Here is a 17842-nt window from a genome sequence, read left to right on the forward strand (position 1 = left end):
GAACAGCGGAACCGCTCGCCTGGACGGGGTTACGGTGCGGCGCATGCCGTTGTGGTCCCGAGTGCGGGTGCACGCCGAGGCGTGCCGGCCCGACACCCTCTTCTACGCGGGCACCGTCGGCCTGTCCGGCGCGGTGCTGAGCGACCCGCGTGCCCCGCTGCCGCTGTTCGCGCTGGCCTGGCTGGTGCCGACCCTGGTCTGGATCGCCGCCATCTACGGCGGCGACTACTTCGACCGCGAGCTGGACAGGATCGCCAAGCCGCACCGGCCGATCCCGTCCGGCAGGCTCGCGGCCGGGACCGCCCGCGCGATCATGCTCGCCGGGATCGGCGCGGGCGCGCTGATCGCGGTGCTGGTGAACCCGTTCACGATCGGGCTGGCCGCCGTCGCCTGCGTGTGCGGCATCGCCTATGCGCGAGTCCTCAAAGGACGGGGCTTGTGGGGCAATGTGGTGCGCGGCCTGCCGACGGCGCTGACCCTGCTGTGGGGGTCGATGGTCGTGCAGCCGCTGCCGGAGCCGTCGCTGGCGGTGCTCGCGGTCGCGTTCTGGCTGCACGATTCCGGCTCCAACCTGCTCGGCGCCCTCGGCGACCGCGACGGCGACCGGCTCGGCGGCTACACCACCTATCCGGTGCTGCGCGGGGACGACGCCTCCGTCCGCGGCATGTGGGGCTTGCTCGCCGCGTGGGTGGTGCTCGCCGCCGGGTGGCCGCTGGTGACCGGGATCGCGGTGTCCCCGGCGGTCTACTGCGCGGGCGTGGTCGTCACGGCCGGGGCGAACGCGGTCGCGGTGGCCCTGGTGGCCCGCGCGCCCCGGCCGATCCCGCGCGCGGTGTGCCTGCGCGCCCACGAGATCGTCGTGGCCGAGCGGATCGTGCTCGGGACGTTCTTGCCCGCCGCGGCGGGCCGCTGGGACATCGCGCTGCTGGTGGGCATCCCCTCGCTCGCGATCACCCTCGCCGCGCGGGCGGTCATGCGCACGCGCTACGAGCCCGCCAGGGCATGACGCGGGTGGCCGCCCTTGTACAGGCCGAGCACCAGTTCGTGCGAGTAGCCCAGCAGCTCCAGCAGCTCCGGGTCCAGGCCGTGGGCGCGCGCGGGCGGGACGCTGAGCGTGCCGTTCTCCACCTGCCGCAGCCAGCCCACCTGCAATCCCATGGAGAAGATGTGCCGCGTCTGGTCGTCAGTGGTGTTGGCCCCGCCCGCGTGGAAGGTGTCCGCCCGGAACAGCAGCGCGTCGCCCGCGGCCAGCTCCACCTGGTGGGCCGCCGACCAGTCCGGGGCCGGGTCGGTCGCGGGTCCGCCGTGGCTGTCCGGCACGACCCAGGTGGCGCCGTTGGCTGCGGTGAAGTCCGACATCGCCGCCATCACGGTCAGCGCGATGGGGTCCTCGCCCTGGGGGAAGTGCCGCCAGGAGAAGGTGTCCCGGTGCAGTTCCTGGCGGTGCGCGCCGGGGCGGCGGGCCATGTACTCGGCGATCGTCAGCAGGACGGTGTCCGACAGCGGACGCAGCACCCGGCGCGCGCAGTCCACGATGTCGCGCTGCAACACCAGCTCGGGGGCGCAGTCGAGGACGCCGACCAGGGCGTGCAGCGTCGCGGTGGTGTCGCCCTGGAAGCCGCCCAGCACCGACCGGGCCGCGTACTCGCCCTCCTCGGGGTGGGCGGCGAGGTGGGCGGCCACCTGGCCGAGGAAGGTCGAGCACAGCTCGGGCGGATAGGCGGCCTCCAGAACGGCGGCACCGCGGTCGCGGACCGCGGCGTCGAGCGCGTCGGGGTCGTACGGCGGGGCGAACCGGGGCACGGTCGATCCCATGGGTGGTCCTCTCACCAGGCGACGGGAAGGGTCTCGATGACGACGTCCATGCCCGGCGCGCTCCAGCGCACCTGCTCGGCCGGGACGGCAGGCCGCAGGCCGGGCAGGCCCGCGAGCAGGGCGTCGACCGCAACGGTCAGCTCCATGCGGGCCAGCGCCGCGCCGAGGCAGTGGTGCACGCCGTGGCCGAACCCCAGGTGCGGGGCCCGCTCGGCGGACGGGTCGTAGACGTCGGGTCGGCGGTAGACGGCCGGGTCGCGGTTCGCGCCGGTCCGCGCGGCGATGACGGTCTCGCCCGCCTCGACCCGCACGCCGCACAGGTCCACACCGGACCGGGCCACCCTGGTCGCGCCGATCTCCTCGTCTTGGAGCCGCAGCAGCTCCTCCACGGCGCGGGCGGTGCCGACCCGGCCCGACCGGAGCGCGTCGAGCGCGCCGGGGGTGGTGAGCAGGCGCAGCATCCCGTGCGCGATGGCCGACGCGGTGGTGACGTACCCGGCCATCACCAGGCCCAGCGCCATGGCGGCCACCTCGATGCGGCTCAGGCCGTCGTCCTCGCGCAGCAGGTCGCTGATCAGGTCCGGGCCGTCCGGCTTGCTCTCGACCAGGGCGACCGCGAAGTGCTGCAGGTCGTGGAACGCGCCGCCCGCGTCGCCGGGGACCTCGCCCGGCCGCAGCACGATGTCGGCCCAGCCCGCGAACCGGGCCCGGTCGGTCTCCGGGATGCCCAGCAGCTCCGACACGATCGCGATGGGCAGCGGGAACGCGAACTCCGCTTGCAGGTCCAGGCCCGGTCCCTTCGCGCGCATCGCGGCGACCAGGTCGGCGGCCACCGCCCTGGCCCGCTCGCCGAGAGCGGCGACCCGGCGGGCGGTGAACGCCCGGGACACGCTGCGCCGCAGCCGGGTGTGCTCGGGCGGGTCGTGCAGGAACATGAAGCCGGTGGCGAGGTCGTCGGCCCCGGTGGGCAGCGCGCCCGGGTAGCCGGTGCCGAACGCGGGGGAGGACAGCAGCTCCCGGACCGCGTCGTAGCGGGTGGCGAGCCACGCCGGGCCCGCCGCCGTCCGCACCCGGTGCAGTGGGCCCGCCGCCCGCAGCTCGGCCAGCTCCGGCGGCGGCTCCAGCGGGGAGGTCCGGTGGAACGGGTAGGCCAGCAGGGTGGTGTGAGCGGTGGTCATGGCGTCTCCTTCACAGCACGGCCATCTCCAGGGCGTCGGCGAACTCCGCGCCGGGGTGGCCGTCGACCAGGCGGGTGCGCAGGTCGGCGACCCGGGCGGCCATCCCCCGGTCGGCGGCGACCGCGCCGACCTGCTCGGCGACGGACTCCGGGGTCACCGGCTCGCGCAGCCGCACCCCCACCCCCAGGGCCTCGACGCGGTCGGCGACGGCCCGCTGCTCACCGATCTGCGGCGCGACCACCACCGGCACGCCGTGCACGAGCGCTTCCAGAGCGCTGGTCAGGCCGCCGTGGGAGACCAGCACACTGGCGTGCCGCAGGGTGTCGATCATCGGCAGCCGGCTGCGCAGCACCACCCGCTCCGACACCGGCCCGAGGTCGGCGCGGGTCAGGGTCGGCCCGGCGGCGACCGCCGCGCGCCAGCCCAGCCGGTCCACCCCGGCCACGCACGCCCGGAAGAAGTCCACGTTGTGCGTGAACACCGTGCCCAGGGTGACCGCGACCAGCGGGCCGTCCCCGCGCAGCCAGGCCAGGTCGGCCGACTCCTCCGGCGGGCGCACGCACGGGCGCACGAAGCTGAACCGGTCGTCGAAGGTCTCCCCGCGCGGCTGCACCTCGCGCGGGTAGAGCGCGATGTTGTGGTCGGCCTCGTTGTCGAAGAACCGCTCCGGCGGCACCGACGCCAGCCCGACCTCGGCCAGGAACTCCGCCGCCGCGCCGAAGAACGCCGCGGTGGACGACTCGTCGTCGTGGCGGGAGGCGTAGTCGGTGTGCAGGGAGAACTCGCTGTTGGAGGCGAACACCGGCCACACCCGCACCAGCGGCAGCCCGACGGCGTGGGCGTACAGCCAGCCCGCCATCGACAGCACGTCCGCGACGACGACATCCGGGAGGTCCGGCCGCTGCTGCGCCGAGAGCGCCGCGAACGCCGAGCGGGCCTCGGCGAGCAGCGTCGGCAGGACCGCGCCCATGTCGGCGAGGTCGACCGGGTTGGCCGGGTCGTCCATGGGGGAGTGGTAGGCGATGGCCTCGACGTGGGCGGCGACCTCGCGCTCGAAGCCCGCCGAGGCCAGCATCCGCACCTCGTGCCCGCGCTCGCGCAGCTCCGCCAGGCCCGGCAGCACCGGCAGCGCGTGCCCCCAGGCGGGGATCGAGGCGTAGAGAATCCTCACGGCGCGCCCCCGTCGACGGCGATGAGCAGGCGCTCGGGGAAGCGGTCGCCGAGCATGTTCACGTGCCACGGCACCTCGTGCCAGCCCTCCAGCATCCGGGCCCGCAGCCCGGACTCCACGACGGCGGCCACCGCGACCCGCAGCTCCAGCCGGGCGAGGTTCGCCCCGAGGCAGCGGTGGATGCCGAAGCCGAACGCCAGGTGCCGCCCCAGCCGCTCGCGGTCGGGGTCGAAGGCGTCGCCGTCGGCGAACAGCTCCTCGTCCCGGTTCGCCGCGACCAGCGGGGCCACCACCTGCTCGCCCCGGCTGATCCGCACTCCGCCGACAACGGTGTCGCCGGTGGCGAAGCGCGGCATGGACTCGCCGTTGTCGCCGGACTGGATGCGCAGCACCTCCTCGACGAACCGGTCGGCGAGGCCTGCGTCCCCGGCGCGCAGGCGCTCCAGCCACCCGCCGTCGAGCAGGTGCAGGAACGCCACGGCGATGGCGTTGGCGGTGCTGACGTACCCGGCGACCGGCAGCCCGAGCACCATCGTCACCAGCTCCACGTCGGTCAGCGAGGAGTCCGCCTCTTGGGCGCGCAGCAGGTGGGCGATCAGGTCGTCCTCCTCGCCGGGCCGCTTCCTGCGCTCGGCGACCAGGCCCAGCACGTAGTCGTTGAACTGGCGCCAGCCCGCCAGGGCGATCGAGCCCTGCGCCTGGGAGAGCGGCACCAGCAACTGGTCGGAGAGCCGCTGGGCCATCGGCCGGTCCGGCTCGGGGATGCCGACGATGCCCGCGATCACGTTCATGGTCAGCGGCTTGGCGAAGGCCGACATGACGTCCACCGGACCGCCCGCGCCGACCATCGCGGCCAGCAGCGCGTCGGCCTTGGCCCGGATGCCCGGGGCGTGCACGCCGACCCGGTTCGCCGCGAACGGGCCCGCGACCAGGCCGCGCAGCCGGGTGTGCTCCGGTGGGTCCTGGAAGATCGACTCGTTGGCCTCGGCGGTACCGTGCCCGCGGTCGGGGTCGATGGGCGAGACGCTGAACAGCGGACTGCCCAGGACCGCGCGGACGTCGGCGTAGCGGGTGAGCAGCCACGCGCCCGCGCCGTCCGGGGTCGTCGTCCGCGACACCGGGCAGCCCGCGCGCAGCGCGCCCCAGTCCCGGCCGTCCAGGTCGGCGGGCCGGAACCGCTCGACCGGTGGTGGTTCGCGCGAGGTCACCGCACCCTCCCCGAGTCCAGGCGCAGGGCCAGCGGGCCCCGCACCAGCATCCCGGCCTTCCACTCCGGTTCCGCAGGCCCGAGCCGCAGACCGGGCCGCGTCTCGGCGAGCACGCTCAGCGCCGCCCGCAGCTCCAGGCGGGCCAGCGGCGCGCCGAGGCAGAAGTGCGGGCCCCGGCCGAACGCCAGGTGCGGGTTCGGGTCGCGGGCCAGGTCGATGCGGTCCGGGTGGGTGAACACCCGGGGGTCGCGGTTGGCCGCGACGGTCGCCGCGACCACCGGCTCGCCCGCGGCGATGGCCACCCCGCCCAGCTCCAGGTCCACGGTGGCGTAGCGGGGTGAGGCGCCGTTGGCCTCCAGCGGCGTGAACCGCAGCAGCTCCTCCACGGCCGTGCCCACGAGCGCGGGCCGGGCGACGAGCCGCTCCCACAGCCCCGGCTCGGACAGCAGCAGGTAGAGGAAGTTCGGCAGCTGCGTCGAGGTGGTCTCGTAGCCCGCGACCAGCGCCGTCATCACCACCACGACCAGCTCCTCGTCAGTGATGTTGGAGCTGATGTTCGAGCTGATGCCCGAGCTGATGCCCGCGCTCTGCGCCGCGGTCATCGCCGAGACGAGGTCGTCGGCGGGCTCGCGCTTGCGGCGGGCCACCAGATCGGCGATGTAGTCCCACATCCGGGTGGTGGCCTCCACCCGCTCGGCCTCGGTGATCGCGGTCGTGGCCAGCCCGGCCTCCGCCCACCCCCGAAACCGGTCGCTGTCGGTGTACGGCACGCCCAGCAGCGCGCAGATCATCCGCAGCGTGTACGGGACCGCGAAGTCCGCCACCGCGTCGAAGGACTCCCCGCACCCGGCCAGCAGCTCCCGCGCCAGCGCCTCGGCGCTCTCCCGCAGCCGGGCCACCGGCCGCGCGGTGAACGCCTGCCCGCAGGTCGCGCGCAGCCGGGTGTGCTCCGGGGGGTCCATGGCGACGATGCCGCCCGCGAAGTTGACCTCGGTGGTCCTCGGGACGTCGCGGCGCAGCGACTCGGCCCGGGAGAAGCGGGCGTCGCTGAGCACCGTCCGCGCGTCGGCGTGCCGGGTGACCAGCCACGCGGGCTCGCCGTGCGGGAACCGCACCCGGCAGACCGGCTCCTCGCGCTGCAACCGCCGGTACTCCGGCTCCAGGTCCAGCGCCGGGGCCGCGGGGAAGGGGAAGCTCAGCACGGCCGCCCCTTCGCGACGACCCGGGCGCGGGCGCCCCGGTGCGGCAGCAGCATCGGCCCCTTCGGCGCGGCCCACTCGGCGAACGCCCGGTCCGGAGCCAGCGTCACCGCCGTCAGCACCGCGGTCAGCACCGTGCGCATCTGCACCATGGCCAGCGAGGCCCCGAGGCAGCGGTGCTCGCCCGCCCCGAACGGCAGGAACCCGGGGCCGTGCTGGAGGCGGCGGGCGAGGTCGTAGGAGTCCGGGTCGGGGTAGGCGGCGGGGCGGCGGTGCAGCAGTCCCAGGGACACCGCGACGAGCGTCCCGGCGGGCACCGTGAAGCCGTCCGCCTCCCACGGCTCGACGGCCACCCTGCCGAGGTCCATCGTCGTCGGCCGCGAGCGGATCGCCTCGTGGACGGCCGCGTCGAGGACGTCCCGGCCGTTCTGGTCGGCGCGGTCGGCCTCGCGCGCGGCGGCGGTGACCGCCGCCAGCGCGTCCGGCAGGCGCAGCAGCCGCTCGAACAGCCAGGCCAGCTGGGTCGCGGTGGTCTCCTGGCCGACGGCCAGCAGCGTCACCATGTGGTCGCGCAGCTCGGCGTCGCTCACCGGCTCCGGGCAGGCGAGCAGGGCCGACACGACGTCCGGCCCGGGTTCCGCGCCCGCGCGCCGCGCCGCCCGGCGCTCGGCCAGCTCGGCGTGGATGATCGCGTCGACCTCGGTGACCAGCGCCGTGAGCCGCGCCCACGGGCCGTGCCCGCCGAAGTTCCTGCGCACGGCGGGCACCAGGATCACCAGCGGGTTGATGGCCAGCAGCCGGGGCACCAGCACCCGCAGCCGGGCCAGGCGGGCGGAGTCGGTGATGCCGAAGACCGCCCGCATCATCACCTCCAGCGTGACGCGCTGGAAGCTGTCGAGCAGCCGCACCGTGGACCCCACCGCCCAGCCGTCCACCTCGCGGGCCACCGCCGCCTCCATCACCTCGACGTAGCGGGCCACGTTCGCGCCGTGCAGCGGACGCATGAGAACCCGCCTGCGCGCGGTGTGCTCGGCCTCCCCGGACAGCAGCAGCGAGTGCGCGCCGACCACGAACCGGATGGCCTCGTTGGCCTTGGCCGCGTCGAACCGGTGCGCCTCCGTGCTCAGCACCCGGCGCACGGTCTCGGGCGCGCACACGTGCACCACCGGCCCGAAGCCGAGGATGCGGGCGGTGAACAGCGGCCCGTAGCGGCGCAGGCAGTACCGGCCGAACTCGACCGGCGCCAGCGCCCACACCGCGGTCTGCACCACCGCGGGCCAGCGCGGGCCCGGCGGCAGCGTCGCTGCCATCGGGACGGTCGCGGTCACCGGGCGTCCTCCGGGACCTGGGTGGCCTTCAGGAACCGCCCCAGCGCGCGCAGCGTGAAGGTGTGGGCGATGAGGTCGTCGGTGTAGCAGAGGTCGTCGAAGTAGAGGCCGACCCGGCTGGGCTTCCAGGTGCCCTGGTCGTCCTGGCGCTCGGCCAGCCAGTCCACCCCGCGCAGCACCGCCGGGTCGGTCGGGTCGTGCCCGGCGTGCAGCAGCGCGTAGAGCGCCCACGCGGTCTCCTCGGCGGTGGAGCCCTCCGGGGGCAGGTCGTGCGTGCGCGGCCAGCCGCCGTCGTCGGCCTGCCCGGCCAGCAGCCAGTCCCGGGCCGCCCGCGCGGCGGACTCGCCCGCCCGGCCGGTCGCCGAGAACGCCTCCAGGAGCCGGGAGGTGCCGTGGGTGGCGTCCCGGAACCACACCGACGCGATCGAGCCGTCACCCGAGCGGTGGGTGTCCAGGTAGGACAGGCCGCGGCGCGCCGCCGACCCGGTCACCCCGTACCTGTGCAGCGCCATGACGGTGTGCGCGGTGACCCCGGCGCACGGCCGGTCGTTCATGATGTGGCTGTCGCGGACCCACTCCGACCAGGAGCCGTCCCGGTTCTGCATCCCCAGCAGCCACCGCACACCCAGTTCCACGGCCGGGTGGTGGCGCGGCACCCCCAGCTCGGCGAGCACGCCCAGCACGACGGCGGTGTCCTCGGTCTCCGGCCAGCCCGACGGGTTCGCCCAGGCCCAGCCGCCCGCGGGCAGCCCGAGCGGGGTGAACGGCCGGTTCCACTGGGCCTCCAGCAGCCAGTCCCGCGTGCGGTCGAGCCGGGGTTCGTCGGCGACGTCGATGAACTCCGACAGGGCCATGACCGAGTAGGCGGTCACCGAGATCTCCAGGTCGCGGTCGATCGCCCACGACCCGTCCGAGCGCTGGGTGCCCAGCAGGTACCGCAGCGAGGCCAGTTGCAGGTCCTTGCCGACCCCGGCGTCGCGCAGCCCCAGGTAGACGAACCCGGCGATCATCGGGCACTCCTCGATGCCGCCGTTGCTCCCGGACACCTCGCGCAGGTAGTCCAGCGCCTTGGGCTCGGCGATGCGCCCGCTCAGCCTCCGCAGCGGCCCGCGCGGCAGGGTCCTGGCCTGCATGACGCCCAGCGCCAGGATCACCGGCAGCGCGATGGACACCTTGTTCCGCAGCCGCGAGGGCAGCAGGACCGCCTCCACCGGCTGGTCGGGCTGCTCGGCCGGGTCCCGCAGCCCCACCAGCGCCCAGATCGTCGGCAGCGCGGCAGGCCAGGTCTTGGGGGCCTCGCCGCGCAGGCCCGGGATGACGTTCTCGGCGTCGTTGGCGTCCAGGAACGCCCAGCCCCTGGCGATGGACTCGCGGCTGCCGTCGGGGTCGGTCTCGTGCAGCGCGGCGACGCCGAAGGCGGTCATGCCGGGGCTGCTCGGCGGCTCGGTGTCGGCCATGCTCCAGCCGCCGTCCTCGCGCTGGTTCTCCCGCAGCCACCGCACCGCCGCCGCCACCCGGTCGCGGTTGCCCTCCGGGTCGGCGCGGTGCAGCGACAGCACACCGAGCGCGGTGGCGATCGCCGATGACGACAGCCGGTCCACCCACGAGCCGTTCTCCCGCTGCCGGTCCCACAGGTGGGTGAGCGCCCGGTCGGCCGCCTTCTCCGCCCGACTCCGTACCGCCACGAGATCCACGCGTGCCTCCCGATCGTGTGTTCTGGCCGTTCAGGTGCGGGCGGCCCGACGGTAACCGCGGGTCGCGCCGTTCGACGGTGCCGCGACCAGGCCGCGAGCGGCCATGACCGCGGCGATCGTGCGGTCCAGGCCCGCTCCCAGCGGCACCGTCGGACGGAAGCCGAGCCGGGAGCGCAGCAGGGCCGCGTCGCAGTGCTGGCGCGTCAGCGCCGGCACCGGCGGGCCGGGCGCGACGGTGTAGCCGGTGGCGGCGATCGCGGCCGCCAGCTCCGGGTCGCCCGCCCGGCAGGCCGCGCTGCTGCGGGCCACGATCTCGGCCACCAGCGCGCGGGTGGTGCGGTGCGCGGAGGCGGCCATGTTGAACACCCCGCCCGCGGCGCGCTCGTCGGTCCCGAGCGCCACCAGCGCGCGCACCGCGTCATCGACGAACACGTAGTCGCGGCTGTGGTGCAGCGAGCCGGTGTAGAGCACCGGTGGCAGCGGCCCGGCCGGGTCGAAGATCCGGCTCAGCGACCGCGGCACCACCCGGCTGGCCGTGTGCGGGTCGCCGGGGCCGAAGACGTTGCACAGCCGCAGCACCGCCACCGGTAGGCCGAGATCGGCGCCGTAGAGCCGCGTCACGGCGTCGGCGGACAGCTTGCCGACGTCGTAGACGCCGCGCGCGGCCAGCGGCGAGTCCTCGGTGTAGGCGGCGGTGGTCAGCTCCCCGTAGACCTTGTCGGTCGAGGCCAGGACGAATCGGACGCCGCCGACGGCCAGCGCCGCCTCCAGCACCGCCATCGTGCCGCCGATCGTGCTGCGCAGCGCGGCGGCCGGGTCGGCGTGCGCGGTGTCGACCGTGGCGGCGGCGGCGAGGTGGTAGACGACCGAGGGCCGCGCGGAGCGCAGCAGGTCGCGGCAGGCTCCCGCGTCGGCCACGTCCAGCCGGACCGCGCGCACCCCGGGGCCGCCGGTCCACGGGGCCAGGTCCGCGACCACCACCGGCGTCCCGCTCGCGGCGATACGCCCGGCCAGGTGGGTGCCGATGAACCCGCAGCCGCCGGTGATCAGGACCGGGCGCCGCGGCATCCGGGATCCCCGGCCGAACGCGCGCGCTGCCTCGGCAGCACCGGGTCGCCCGCGAGTTCGGCGAGCCGGTCGGCGAAGCGCTCCCAGAAGCCCGCGGTGTGCCGGGCGATGGCGGCCACCGCGCCCGCGCAGTGCGGCGGCAGGGTGCCCAGGACGGCGGTCGCGGCCCGCTCGTCGGGCACGTGCGCGCCGAGCCAGCGCAGCACCGCCCTACCGTTCTCGGTGAACCGCAGCATCGGGTCCTCGCGCAGGGCGTCGAGCACGGCGACCGCGGTCGTGCCCGCCTCCACGGGCTCGGCCTCGGCCGGGCGCGGCGCGCCGCGCCCGTCGGGGACGGGGTCGGCGCTGGCGCGCAGGCGGTTGCGCACGTCGAGCGCGGTGGACGGGGCGATCCCCGCCGCCCGCGCGACCTCCCGCACGGAGCGCCCCGGGTCGGCGCGCAGCAGTTCGGCGGCGAGCAGGCGACCGCCGCTGCCGTCCATCGGGCGGACCCGGCCGTCGCGCCCGATCCGCCTGTTCGACCGCCCGTCCTGGACGCTCGAACAGCGGCGGATCGCACCGACCGTGGTCGGCGCCAGCCCGGTCACCATCCCGATCCACCGGTCGGAGTGGTCGGGGTGGGTGGCCACGATCCGGGCCGCCGCCGCTCTGCGGTCCGCTGTGGACAGCGGGAGGCCGGTGGCCGTGTTGGCCTCGACCGCCAGGACGAAGGCGTCCTCCTCGGACCCGTCGAACCAGCGCACCTCCACTTCGGTGCGGGACAGCGACACCGCCGCGCGCACCCGGTGCGCGCCGTCGATCACCCGCATGGTCGGTCGGTGCACCACTATCGGAGGCAGCGGCACTTTCGAGGCGGCCAGCGCGCGCACGTGGGCGGCGTCCTCACCCGACAGCCGCGGGGAATCCCCCCAGCGCAGCGCGGTCACCGGAACGAGATCGACCAATCCGGTGACCACGGGTGCCTGATGCTCTGGTTTCCCTTGCGGCGCTTGGGTGATCGGCATGTGCTCTCCTCCGCGTGGTGTGTCGTGAGTCTCGCCGCAACGGGGCATATGGCGTCGCACACGGAACGCATATAGTCGGTGACGTGGAGTCGCCAGCGGTGGAGTTCCGGGTCCTGGGGCCGGTCGATGCGCGAGCGGCGGGCAGGCGGCTGCCGCTGGGCGGCCCCCGGCAGCGCGCCGTGCTCGGCGCGCTGCTGCTGCACGCGAACGCCGAGCTGGGCGTCCGCGCGCTGCTGCGGTCGGTGTGGGCGGACACCCCGGACTCGGCCCGGTCGAACCTGCGCACCTACCTCACCCGCCTGCGCCGCGCGCTGCACGTGCCGGGCGAGCCGGAGTCGCGGCTGCGCGCGAGCGCGGCGGGATACGCCGTCACGGTGCTGCCGGGCGAACTCGACCTCGCCGACTTCACCGCCGCCACCGCCGCGGCCGAGAGCGCGGCCGAACCGGAGACCGCCGTCGCGCACTGGTCGCGGGCGCTGGCGCTGTGGCGCGGCGCCGCGCTCGCCGGGATCTCCTGCGGCCCGCTCCTGGCCGCCGAGTCGACCCGGCTGGACGCGCGCCGCGAGTTCGTGCGCGAGCGGCTGCTGCGGACCCGGCTGCGCCTCGGCGAGCACGCCGAACTGGTCCCGGAGCTGCGGGCGCTGCTCGCCAGGGACCCGCTCGCCGAGGACTGGACGATGCTGCTGATGCAGGCGCTGCACCGCTGCGGCAGGCGGGCCGAGGCGCTGGAGGTCTACCGGGGCACCCGCGCCGCGCTGGTCGAGGCCAGCGGCATCGAGCCCGGTCCGCGGCTGCGCGAGCTGCACGCCTGCCTGCTGACCGACACGCGCGCCCCGGCGGCTCCCGCCCAGCTGCCCGCGCCGCCGACGCCGTTCACCGGGCGGGCGCGCGAGCTGGCCGAGATCACCGGGGAGCACCGGGTCGTCGTGGTCGACGGCATGCTCGGCGTGGGCAAGACCGCGCTGGTCGTGCACGCGGCGCACCGGCTCGCCGCCGACCACCCGGAAGGGCTGCTCTTCCTCGACCTGCACGGCTCCGCTCCCGCGGCCACCCCGCCGCTGCCCGCGGGCGAGGCGCTGGCCAGGATGCTGTGCGCCCTAGACGTGCCGCCCGCGGTGATCCCCGACGACACCGGGGCGCGGGCGGCGCTGTGGCGCTCCACCGTGGCGGGCAGGCGGGTCGTGGTCGTGCTCGACGACGCGCACAGCGCCGAACAGGTGGAGCCGCTGCTGCCCGGGGCGGGGGAGAGCCGGGTGCTGGTCACCTCCCGGCGCAGGCTGCCCCGGCTCGGCCAGGCGCACCCGCTGTCGCTGGACGTGCTGCCGCCCGCCGACGCCGCCGCGCTGTTCAGCGCGGTGAGCGGCCGGGCGGCCGACCCGATGACGGCCACGGCCGTCGACCTGTGCGGCGGGCTCCCGCTCGCCGTCCGCGCCGCGGCCGACCGGCTGCGCGACCGTCCAAGCTGGACAGTCGAACACCTGGTCGGCAGACTGGCCGACGAGCGCGGCCTGCTCGCCGAGCTGGACTCGGCCACCCCGACCATCGTCCCGGCGCTGGCCGCCTCCCAGGCCGCGCTGCGCGAGGACCAGCGCCGCATGCTCGACCTGCTGGGCCTGCACCTGGGCCCCGAGGTCCGCGCGGAGTCGGCCGCCGCGCTCGCCGAGGTGAGCGTCCCGGCCGCCGACCGGCTGCTGGAGGACCTGGTCGACGCCCGGCTGCTGCGCCAGACCGCGCCCGGCCGCTACCGGCTGCACTCCCTCGTGCGGGCCTACGTCCGGGGGCGGGTCGCGGTGTTCGACCGTCCAGCGCTGCGGCGCGCGCTGCACCGCCTGCTAGACCACTACCTGGCGCGCGCGGGCTGACCGTCCACGTCGGACGGTGATGCGGCGCGGGGCCCGCTCTGGCTATGGTCGGGCCGTCTGGTCGAATCCGGCCGAGTGAAGGAGTCCTCATGGCCGACGGCGTTCCCGGCTACCCGTTCCCCCTCGCGGACGCGCTCAGCCCGCCCACCGAGTGGGCGCGCCTGCGCTCGGCGGACCCGGTCGCCGCGGTCCGGCTGCCCAGCGGCGACGAAGCCCTGCTGCTCACCCGCTACGACGACGTCCGGCGCGTGCTCTCCGACCCGCGCTGCACCCGCCACTCCGCCGACGCGGCGCGGGCCACCGCCAACGAGGAGGGCGGGGTCTTCGGCGAGCAGCTGACCGAGGACGACCTGCACCAGCGCTGGCGCGGGGTCATCCTGCGCGCGTTCAGCCCCAAGCGGGTGGCGGCGATGCGGCCGAGGATCGAGGCCATGGCCGAGGAACTGGTCGCGGACATGGCCAAGGGGGGCCCGCCCGCCGACCTGCTCGCGTCCGTCGGGTACCCGCTGCCGCGCTGGGTGATCTGCGACCAGCTCGGCGTCCCCGCGCCCGACTACGAGAAGTTCGCGCACTGGTCGGACACCATGCTGAACATGACGCGCTACACCCAGGCCGAGATCGACACCGCCCAGGCCGAGTTCGGCGCGTACTTCGCCGCGCACATCGCCGCCAAGCGCGGTGACCCGGGTGAGGACCTCATCAGCGAGTTCATCCGGTTCACCGACGACCTTGACGACCGGATGTCCGAGGCCATCCTCATCGGCACCAGCCAGGGCCTGCTGGTCGCAGGCTACGAGACGACGGCGAGCATGATCGGCAAGATGGTGGCGGTGCTGCTCGCCGAACCGGGGCTCTGGTCCCGCCTGTGCGCCGAACCCGGGCTCGTGCGGACCGCGGTGGAGGAGGTGCTGCGCTTCGACGCCAACCCCGGCTTCGGCATGCCCCGCTACCTGTCGGCCGACGTCGAACTCGCCGACCGGGTGCTGCCCGCCGGGACGACCGTCGTCTGCTCGGTGGGCGCGGCCAACCGCGACGAGCGGGCGTTCCCCGGGGCCGACCGCATCGACCCGGCCAGGACCCCGAACCAGCACCTGGCCTTCGGCGTCGGCCCGCATGTCTGCATAGGACAGACGCTGGCCAAAGTCGAGCTGTGCACGGTGCTGGAGGTCCTGCTGCGCCGGTTCCCGGCGCTGCGCCTGGCCGAGCCGGTGGCCGCGCTGCGGGTGCGGGAGGGGCTGGTGGTCGGCGGGCTGGAGCGGGTGCTCGTGCGCTGGTGAACGCCCGCGGAAACGCGGCGGGCACGCACGCCCCGGAGGGTGTGCGTGCCCGCGTGCGCCTGGCTCAGGCGTCGAGGTGGAACTGGATCCCGCGCACGAACTCCTGCCGGGAGATCTGCGAGTCGCCGTCGGTGTCCAGCTCGCTGAGGTTGTACACCGCCTCCGATTCATCGATCTTCCAGACGGTGGTCAGGTAGTGGGTCAGCTCCTGCTGGCTGATCACCCCGCTGCCGTCGGTGTCGATCAGGTCGAAGATCAGGTGCCCGCCCGCCTCGGCGGCGTTGATCCGCGTGGTGTCGGCGGTCAGGCTCCTCGTCGCGCTGACGAACTGGCTCTTCGTCAGCTCCCCGCCCGAAGCGCCGGCGTGCCGCAGTAGCTCCGCGTAGTGCAGCTGGTAGAAGCCGCGCAGGGCCTGTAGTCGCCGGTCCTCCGGTCCGGTTCCCGCCGCCTGCTCGTAGCGTCCGAGCAGGGTCTCGTAGTCCGACCAGTCCAACTTGCCGTCGCGGTTGAGGTCCAGCTTGTCGAACTCGGCCTCGATCTTCGTGTCAGCATCCGCAGTGGTGACCATCACATCTCCGTAGCGTCGTCCGCGGCCGAATGGCTGCCGGGCCCCAGGCTGGCAGCACCAGGAGAACCGCCACAACAGAAGTCAGTCGCACGCCGCTGGGCAGTCGGCCGGGCCCGCGGCGGCAAGACGGTGGTTGGCGGGAGCACGCGGCGGTGCATATGCTCCGGAAGCACAGGGAGCACGATCCACGCGAACGCGCTGTGCGTCCGTTTGCCGTCGCGTTCCAGCGGGAACTCTCGGCGGAATCACTTTGCCAGCTGCCGGGAGGCCGAATGTCGACGCTCTCCTCTCCTGCCGAAACGGGCCGGACTGGGGATTTCACCGAGTTGGTCCGGCTCGTGCGCGGGTCGGGCCTGCTGGCCCGCCGCCACCGCTACTACGCGGTGCGGATCGGGCTGAACCTGGCGGCGTTCGCCGCGGGCTGGGTGGCGTTCGCGCTGATCGGCGACTCGTGGTGGCAGCTCGCGGTCGCGGCGTTCCTCGCTGTGACCGGCGCGCAGCTGGCCTTCATCGGCCACGACGCGGGCCACCGCCAGATCTTCCGCTCGCACCGGGCCAACGACGCCATCGGCTACCTGCACAGCGGCCTCGTCGGCGTCAGCTACCAGTGGTGGGTCGGCAAGCACATCCGCCACCACGCGAACCCCAACCACGAAGAGGACGACCCCGACGTCGACATCCCGATCCTCGCCTTCTTCCAGGCCCAGGCGGGCACGAAGAGCGGGTTCGCCCGGTGGACGACGAAGTACCAGGCCTTCCTCTTCCTGCCCCTGCTGCTCCTGGAAGGGCTCAACCTGCACTGGGCGGGCATCGCGGCGGCCAAGAACCGCGAGATCAAGTCACCCCTGCGGGAGGCGGCGGTGATGGTCCTCCACATGGCCGTGTACCTGACGGCGGTGTTCCTGGTGCTTTCCCCGGCGGTCGCCATCGCGTTCATCGCCGTTCACCAAGGCCTCTGGGGCGTCTACATGGGATGCTCCTTCGCCCCGAACCACAAGGGGATGCCGACCGTGGCGCCCGGCACGAAGCTCGACTTCTTCGCCAAGCAGGTCATGACCAGCCGCAACGTGCGCGGCGGGCGGATGGTGGACTTCATGCTGGGCGGGCTGAACTACCAGATCGAGCACCACCTGTTCCCCAGCATGCCGCGCCCGAACCTGCGTCGCGCCCAGGCCATCGTCCAGGACTTCTGCGCCAGGAACGGGGTCGACTACGCACAGTGCGGCTTCTTCGCGTCCATGGGCGCCGTACTGCGCCACCTGCACGCCGTCGGGGCTCCGCTGCGCAACGGCTGACCGCATCCGCCGCCACCCGCCGCCACCCGCCGCCACCTGCCGGAACAGCGCTGTGGCTGCCCGGAGCGGGACGTCGCGCCGGGCGGGCCGCCTACACCGACCCACCGCTCGAACAGCACCCCCTCGGCCAGCGAGGTCTCGTAGACCCTGTTGACGGCTCGGCCATGACGGCGGGGTTCAGGTGTTCCACCCGGCCTTCGCCACCGCCGGGCGGAAGGAGGGCATGGCGGCGTTCGTGGAGAAGCGCAAGGCGCGCTTCCACTGACCGCTCCTCCGGTGGCCGCCCCCGAGCCGACCCGGCGCGGTCACGGCTCGGGGGTCCGGGAGAAGGTCGGGAGCCTGCCGAAGGAGGCCTTGCGGGTGGCCCTGCGCAGCGTCGCCAGGATCGCGGGGCCGAGGACGAGGATCGCGACGGTGTTGGTGATCGCGCGGCCGGTGTCCCAGCCCGCCGTGGAGGTCAGCAGGGTGAAGACGGTGAAGCGGTGCAGGTTCTCCAGCACGGGTGCGCCGGGGACGTAGGAGATGTGGCCGTCGTGGTACGGGACCTCGGCGTCGGTGATGAACGGCCAGAACCACAGGTTCATCAGGAACCCGAACACATAGGCGACGACGACCCCGTACAGCACGAGCATCGCGATCTCGGCCTTGCCGGTGACCCGGCGGGGGAGCAGGCCCGCGCCCATGCCGATCCACGCCGAGCACAGCATCTGGAACGGCAGCCAGGGGCCGACTCCGGCGGTCAGCAGGGCCGAGGCGAACAGCGAGGTGCACCCGAGCACGAAACCGAAGCCGGGCCCGAACACCCGACCGGCGATGACCAGCATGAAGAACACGGTCTCGATGCCCGCCGTGCCCGCGCCGAGGGGGCGCAGGGCGGCGTTGACGGCCGAGAGCACGCCGAGCATCGCCAGCGCCTTGGAGTCCATGCCGCCCTCGGACAGCTCGGCCAGGACGATGGCGATGAGCAGCGGCAGGATGCCCATGAACACGAACGGCGCGTCCGGGCCGTGCTGCATGGACTGCGGTTCGACGCGGACCAGCAGCGGCCAGACGAACATCATCAGGCCGGCGACCGAGGTCAGCGCCAGCACCACGGCGGAGCGCCCGCCGACGCGGACGGCGCGGTCGAGGTGGTCCCAGTCCAGGGCCCTGGCCATCGGGTCTTTCGTCACGGG

Annotated in this window: 15 protein-coding genes; 4 read left to right on the plus strand and 11 right to left on the minus strand. The window is 74.6% G+C overall.

What is annotated here, in order from left to right; genetic code table 11:
• The first annotated feature begins 43 nt into the window (after positions 1-43).
• The gene (locus ACFPM7_RS05600) at positions 44-1006 is read left to right on the plus strand and encodes a UbiA family prenyltransferase (RefSeq protein WP_378244523.1); all 963 of its coding nucleotides are present in this window, start codon (positions 44-46) and stop codon (positions 1004-1006) included.
• On the opposite strand, the gene ACFPM7_RS05605 is transcribed toward ACFPM7_RS05600, so the two are convergent.
• From ACFPM7_RS05605 to ACFPM7_RS05645, 9 genes are read right to left on the minus strand one after another with little or no spacing between them, the layout of a single operon-like run.
• Positions 985-1815 (minus strand): phytanoyl-CoA dioxygenase family protein, encoded by an 831-nt coding sequence (locus ACFPM7_RS05605; RefSeq protein WP_378244525.1) that lies wholly within the window; start codon positions 1813-1815, stop codon positions 985-987. The two genes, ACFPM7_RS05600 and ACFPM7_RS05605, sit on opposite strands and share 22 nt — an antisense overlap.
• A gap of 11 nt (positions 1816-1826) precedes the next feature.
• Entirely contained in the window at positions 1827-2993 is a 1167-nt protein-coding gene (locus ACFPM7_RS05610) for a cytochrome P450 (protein ID WP_378244527.1), read from the minus strand.
• Between the two features lie 10 nt (positions 2994-3003).
• The gene (locus ACFPM7_RS05615) at positions 3004-4164 is read right to left on the minus strand and encodes a nucleotide disphospho-sugar-binding domain-containing protein (RefSeq protein ID WP_378244529.1); all 1161 of its coding nucleotides are present in this window, start codon (positions 4162-4164) and stop codon (positions 3004-3006) included.
• Positions 4161-5372 carry a cytochrome P450 gene (locus ACFPM7_RS05620; RefSeq protein WP_378244531.1) on the minus strand — a complete coding sequence of 404 codons (1212 nt, stop codon included), beginning with the start codon at positions 5370-5372 and terminating at the stop codon, positions 4161-4163. The genes ACFPM7_RS05615 and ACFPM7_RS05620 overlap by 4 nt, the downstream gene beginning before the upstream one ends.
• The gene (locus tag ACFPM7_RS05625; protein ID WP_378244533.1) at positions 5369-6574 is read right to left on the minus strand and encodes a cytochrome P450; all 1206 of its coding nucleotides are present in this window, start codon (positions 6572-6574) and stop codon (positions 5369-5371) included. The genes ACFPM7_RS05620 and ACFPM7_RS05625 overlap by 4 nt, the downstream gene beginning before the upstream one ends.
• Entirely contained in the window at positions 6568-7899 is a 1332-nt protein-coding gene (locus ACFPM7_RS05630; protein WP_378244535.1) for a cytochrome P450, read from the minus strand. Before ACFPM7_RS05630 ends, ACFPM7_RS05625 begins: the two co-directional genes overlap by 7 nt.
• Complete coding sequence (locus ACFPM7_RS05635) at positions 7896-9593, minus strand: prenyltransferase/squalene oxidase repeat-containing protein (protein ID WP_378244537.1); 1698 nt, start codon at positions 9591-9593, stop codon at positions 7896-7898. Before ACFPM7_RS05635 ends, ACFPM7_RS05630 begins: the two co-directional genes overlap by 4 nt.
• 30 nt (positions 9594-9623) lie before the next feature.
• The gene (locus tag ACFPM7_RS05640; protein ID WP_378244539.1) at positions 9624-10661 is read right to left on the minus strand and encodes an NAD-dependent epimerase/dehydratase family protein; all 1038 of its coding nucleotides are present in this window, start codon (positions 10659-10661) and stop codon (positions 9624-9626) included.
• Positions 10640-11617, minus strand: coding sequence for a ParB/RepB/Spo0J family partition protein (locus ACFPM7_RS05645; protein WP_378244541.1), 978 nt, complete (start codon positions 11615-11617; stop codon positions 10640-10642). Before ACFPM7_RS05645 ends, ACFPM7_RS05640 begins: the two co-directional genes overlap by 22 nt.
• A gap of 131 nt (positions 11618-11748) precedes the next feature.
• Between ACFPM7_RS05645 and ACFPM7_RS05650 the strand changes: the two genes are divergently transcribed.
• Positions 11749-13527, plus strand: a complete 1779-nt coding sequence (locus ACFPM7_RS05650) for an AfsR/SARP family transcriptional regulator (protein WP_378244543.1) — start codon at positions 11749-11751, stop codon at positions 13525-13527.
• Between the two features lie 89 nt (positions 13528-13616).
• Entirely contained in the window at positions 13617-14804 is a 1188-nt protein-coding gene (locus ACFPM7_RS05655; RefSeq protein WP_378244545.1) for a cytochrome P450, read from the plus strand.
• A gap of 64 nt (positions 14805-14868) precedes the next feature.
• Here ACFPM7_RS05655 and ACFPM7_RS05660 read toward each other — a convergent pair whose 3' ends face one another.
• Positions 14869-15372, minus strand: a complete 504-nt coding sequence (locus ACFPM7_RS05660; RefSeq protein ID WP_378244547.1) for an EF-hand domain-containing protein — start codon at positions 15370-15372, stop codon at positions 14869-14871.
• Between the two features lie 272 nt (positions 15373-15644).
• Here ACFPM7_RS05660 and ACFPM7_RS05665 point away from each other — a divergent pair, with 272 nt between their 5' ends.
• Positions 15645-16667, plus strand: coding sequence for a fatty acid desaturase family protein (locus tag ACFPM7_RS05665; RefSeq protein ID WP_378244549.1), 1023 nt, complete (start codon positions 15645-15647; stop codon positions 16665-16667).
• A 305-nt stretch (positions 16668-16972) separates the two neighbouring features.
• Here ACFPM7_RS05665 and ACFPM7_RS05670 read toward each other — a convergent pair whose 3' ends face one another.
• Positions 16973-17824: an ECF transporter S component gene (locus ACFPM7_RS05670; RefSeq protein ID WP_378245025.1), complete on the minus strand. Its 852-nt coding sequence runs from the start codon at positions 17822-17824 to the stop codon at positions 16973-16975.
• Positions 17825-17842: the final 18 nt, after the last annotated feature.

Source organism: Actinokineospora guangxiensis, assembly GCF_042657845.1.
Classification (GTDB): Bacteria; Actinomycetota; Actinomycetes; order Mycobacteriales; family Pseudonocardiaceae; genus Actinokineospora; species Actinokineospora guangxiensis.

Excerpts from the sequence above, each read along its gene's own strand:
- ACFPM7_RS05600 (WP_378244523.1), top strand. The coding sequence starts at position 44 with ATGCCGTTGTGGTCCCGAGTGCGGGTGCACGCCGAGGCGTGCCGGCCC.
- ACFPM7_RS05605 (WP_378244525.1), bottom strand. The coding sequence starts at position 1,815 with ATGGGATCGACCGTGCCCCGGTTCGCCCCGCCGTACGACCCCGACGCG.
- ACFPM7_RS05610 (WP_378244527.1), bottom strand. The coding sequence starts at position 2,993 with ATGACCACCGCTCACACCACCCTGCTGGCCTACCCGTTCCACCGGACC.
- ACFPM7_RS05640 (WP_378244539.1), bottom strand. The coding sequence starts at position 10,661 with ATGCCGCGGCGCCCGGTCCTGATCACCGGCGGCTGCGGGTTCATCGGC.
- ACFPM7_RS05655 (WP_378244545.1), top strand. The coding sequence starts at position 13,617 with ATGGCCGACGGCGTTCCCGGCTACCCGTTCCCCCTCGCGGACGCGCTC.
- ACFPM7_RS05660 (WP_378244547.1), bottom strand. The coding sequence starts at position 15,372 with ATGGTCACCACTGCGGATGCTGACACGAAGATCGAGGCCGAGTTCGAC.
- ACFPM7_RS05665 (WP_378244549.1), top strand. The coding sequence starts at position 15,645 with ATGTCGACGCTCTCCTCTCCTGCCGAAACGGGCCGGACTGGGGATTTC.
- ACFPM7_RS05670 (WP_378245025.1), bottom strand. The coding sequence starts at position 17,824 with ATGGCCAGGGCCCTGGACTGGGACCACCTCGACCGCGCCGTCCGCGTC.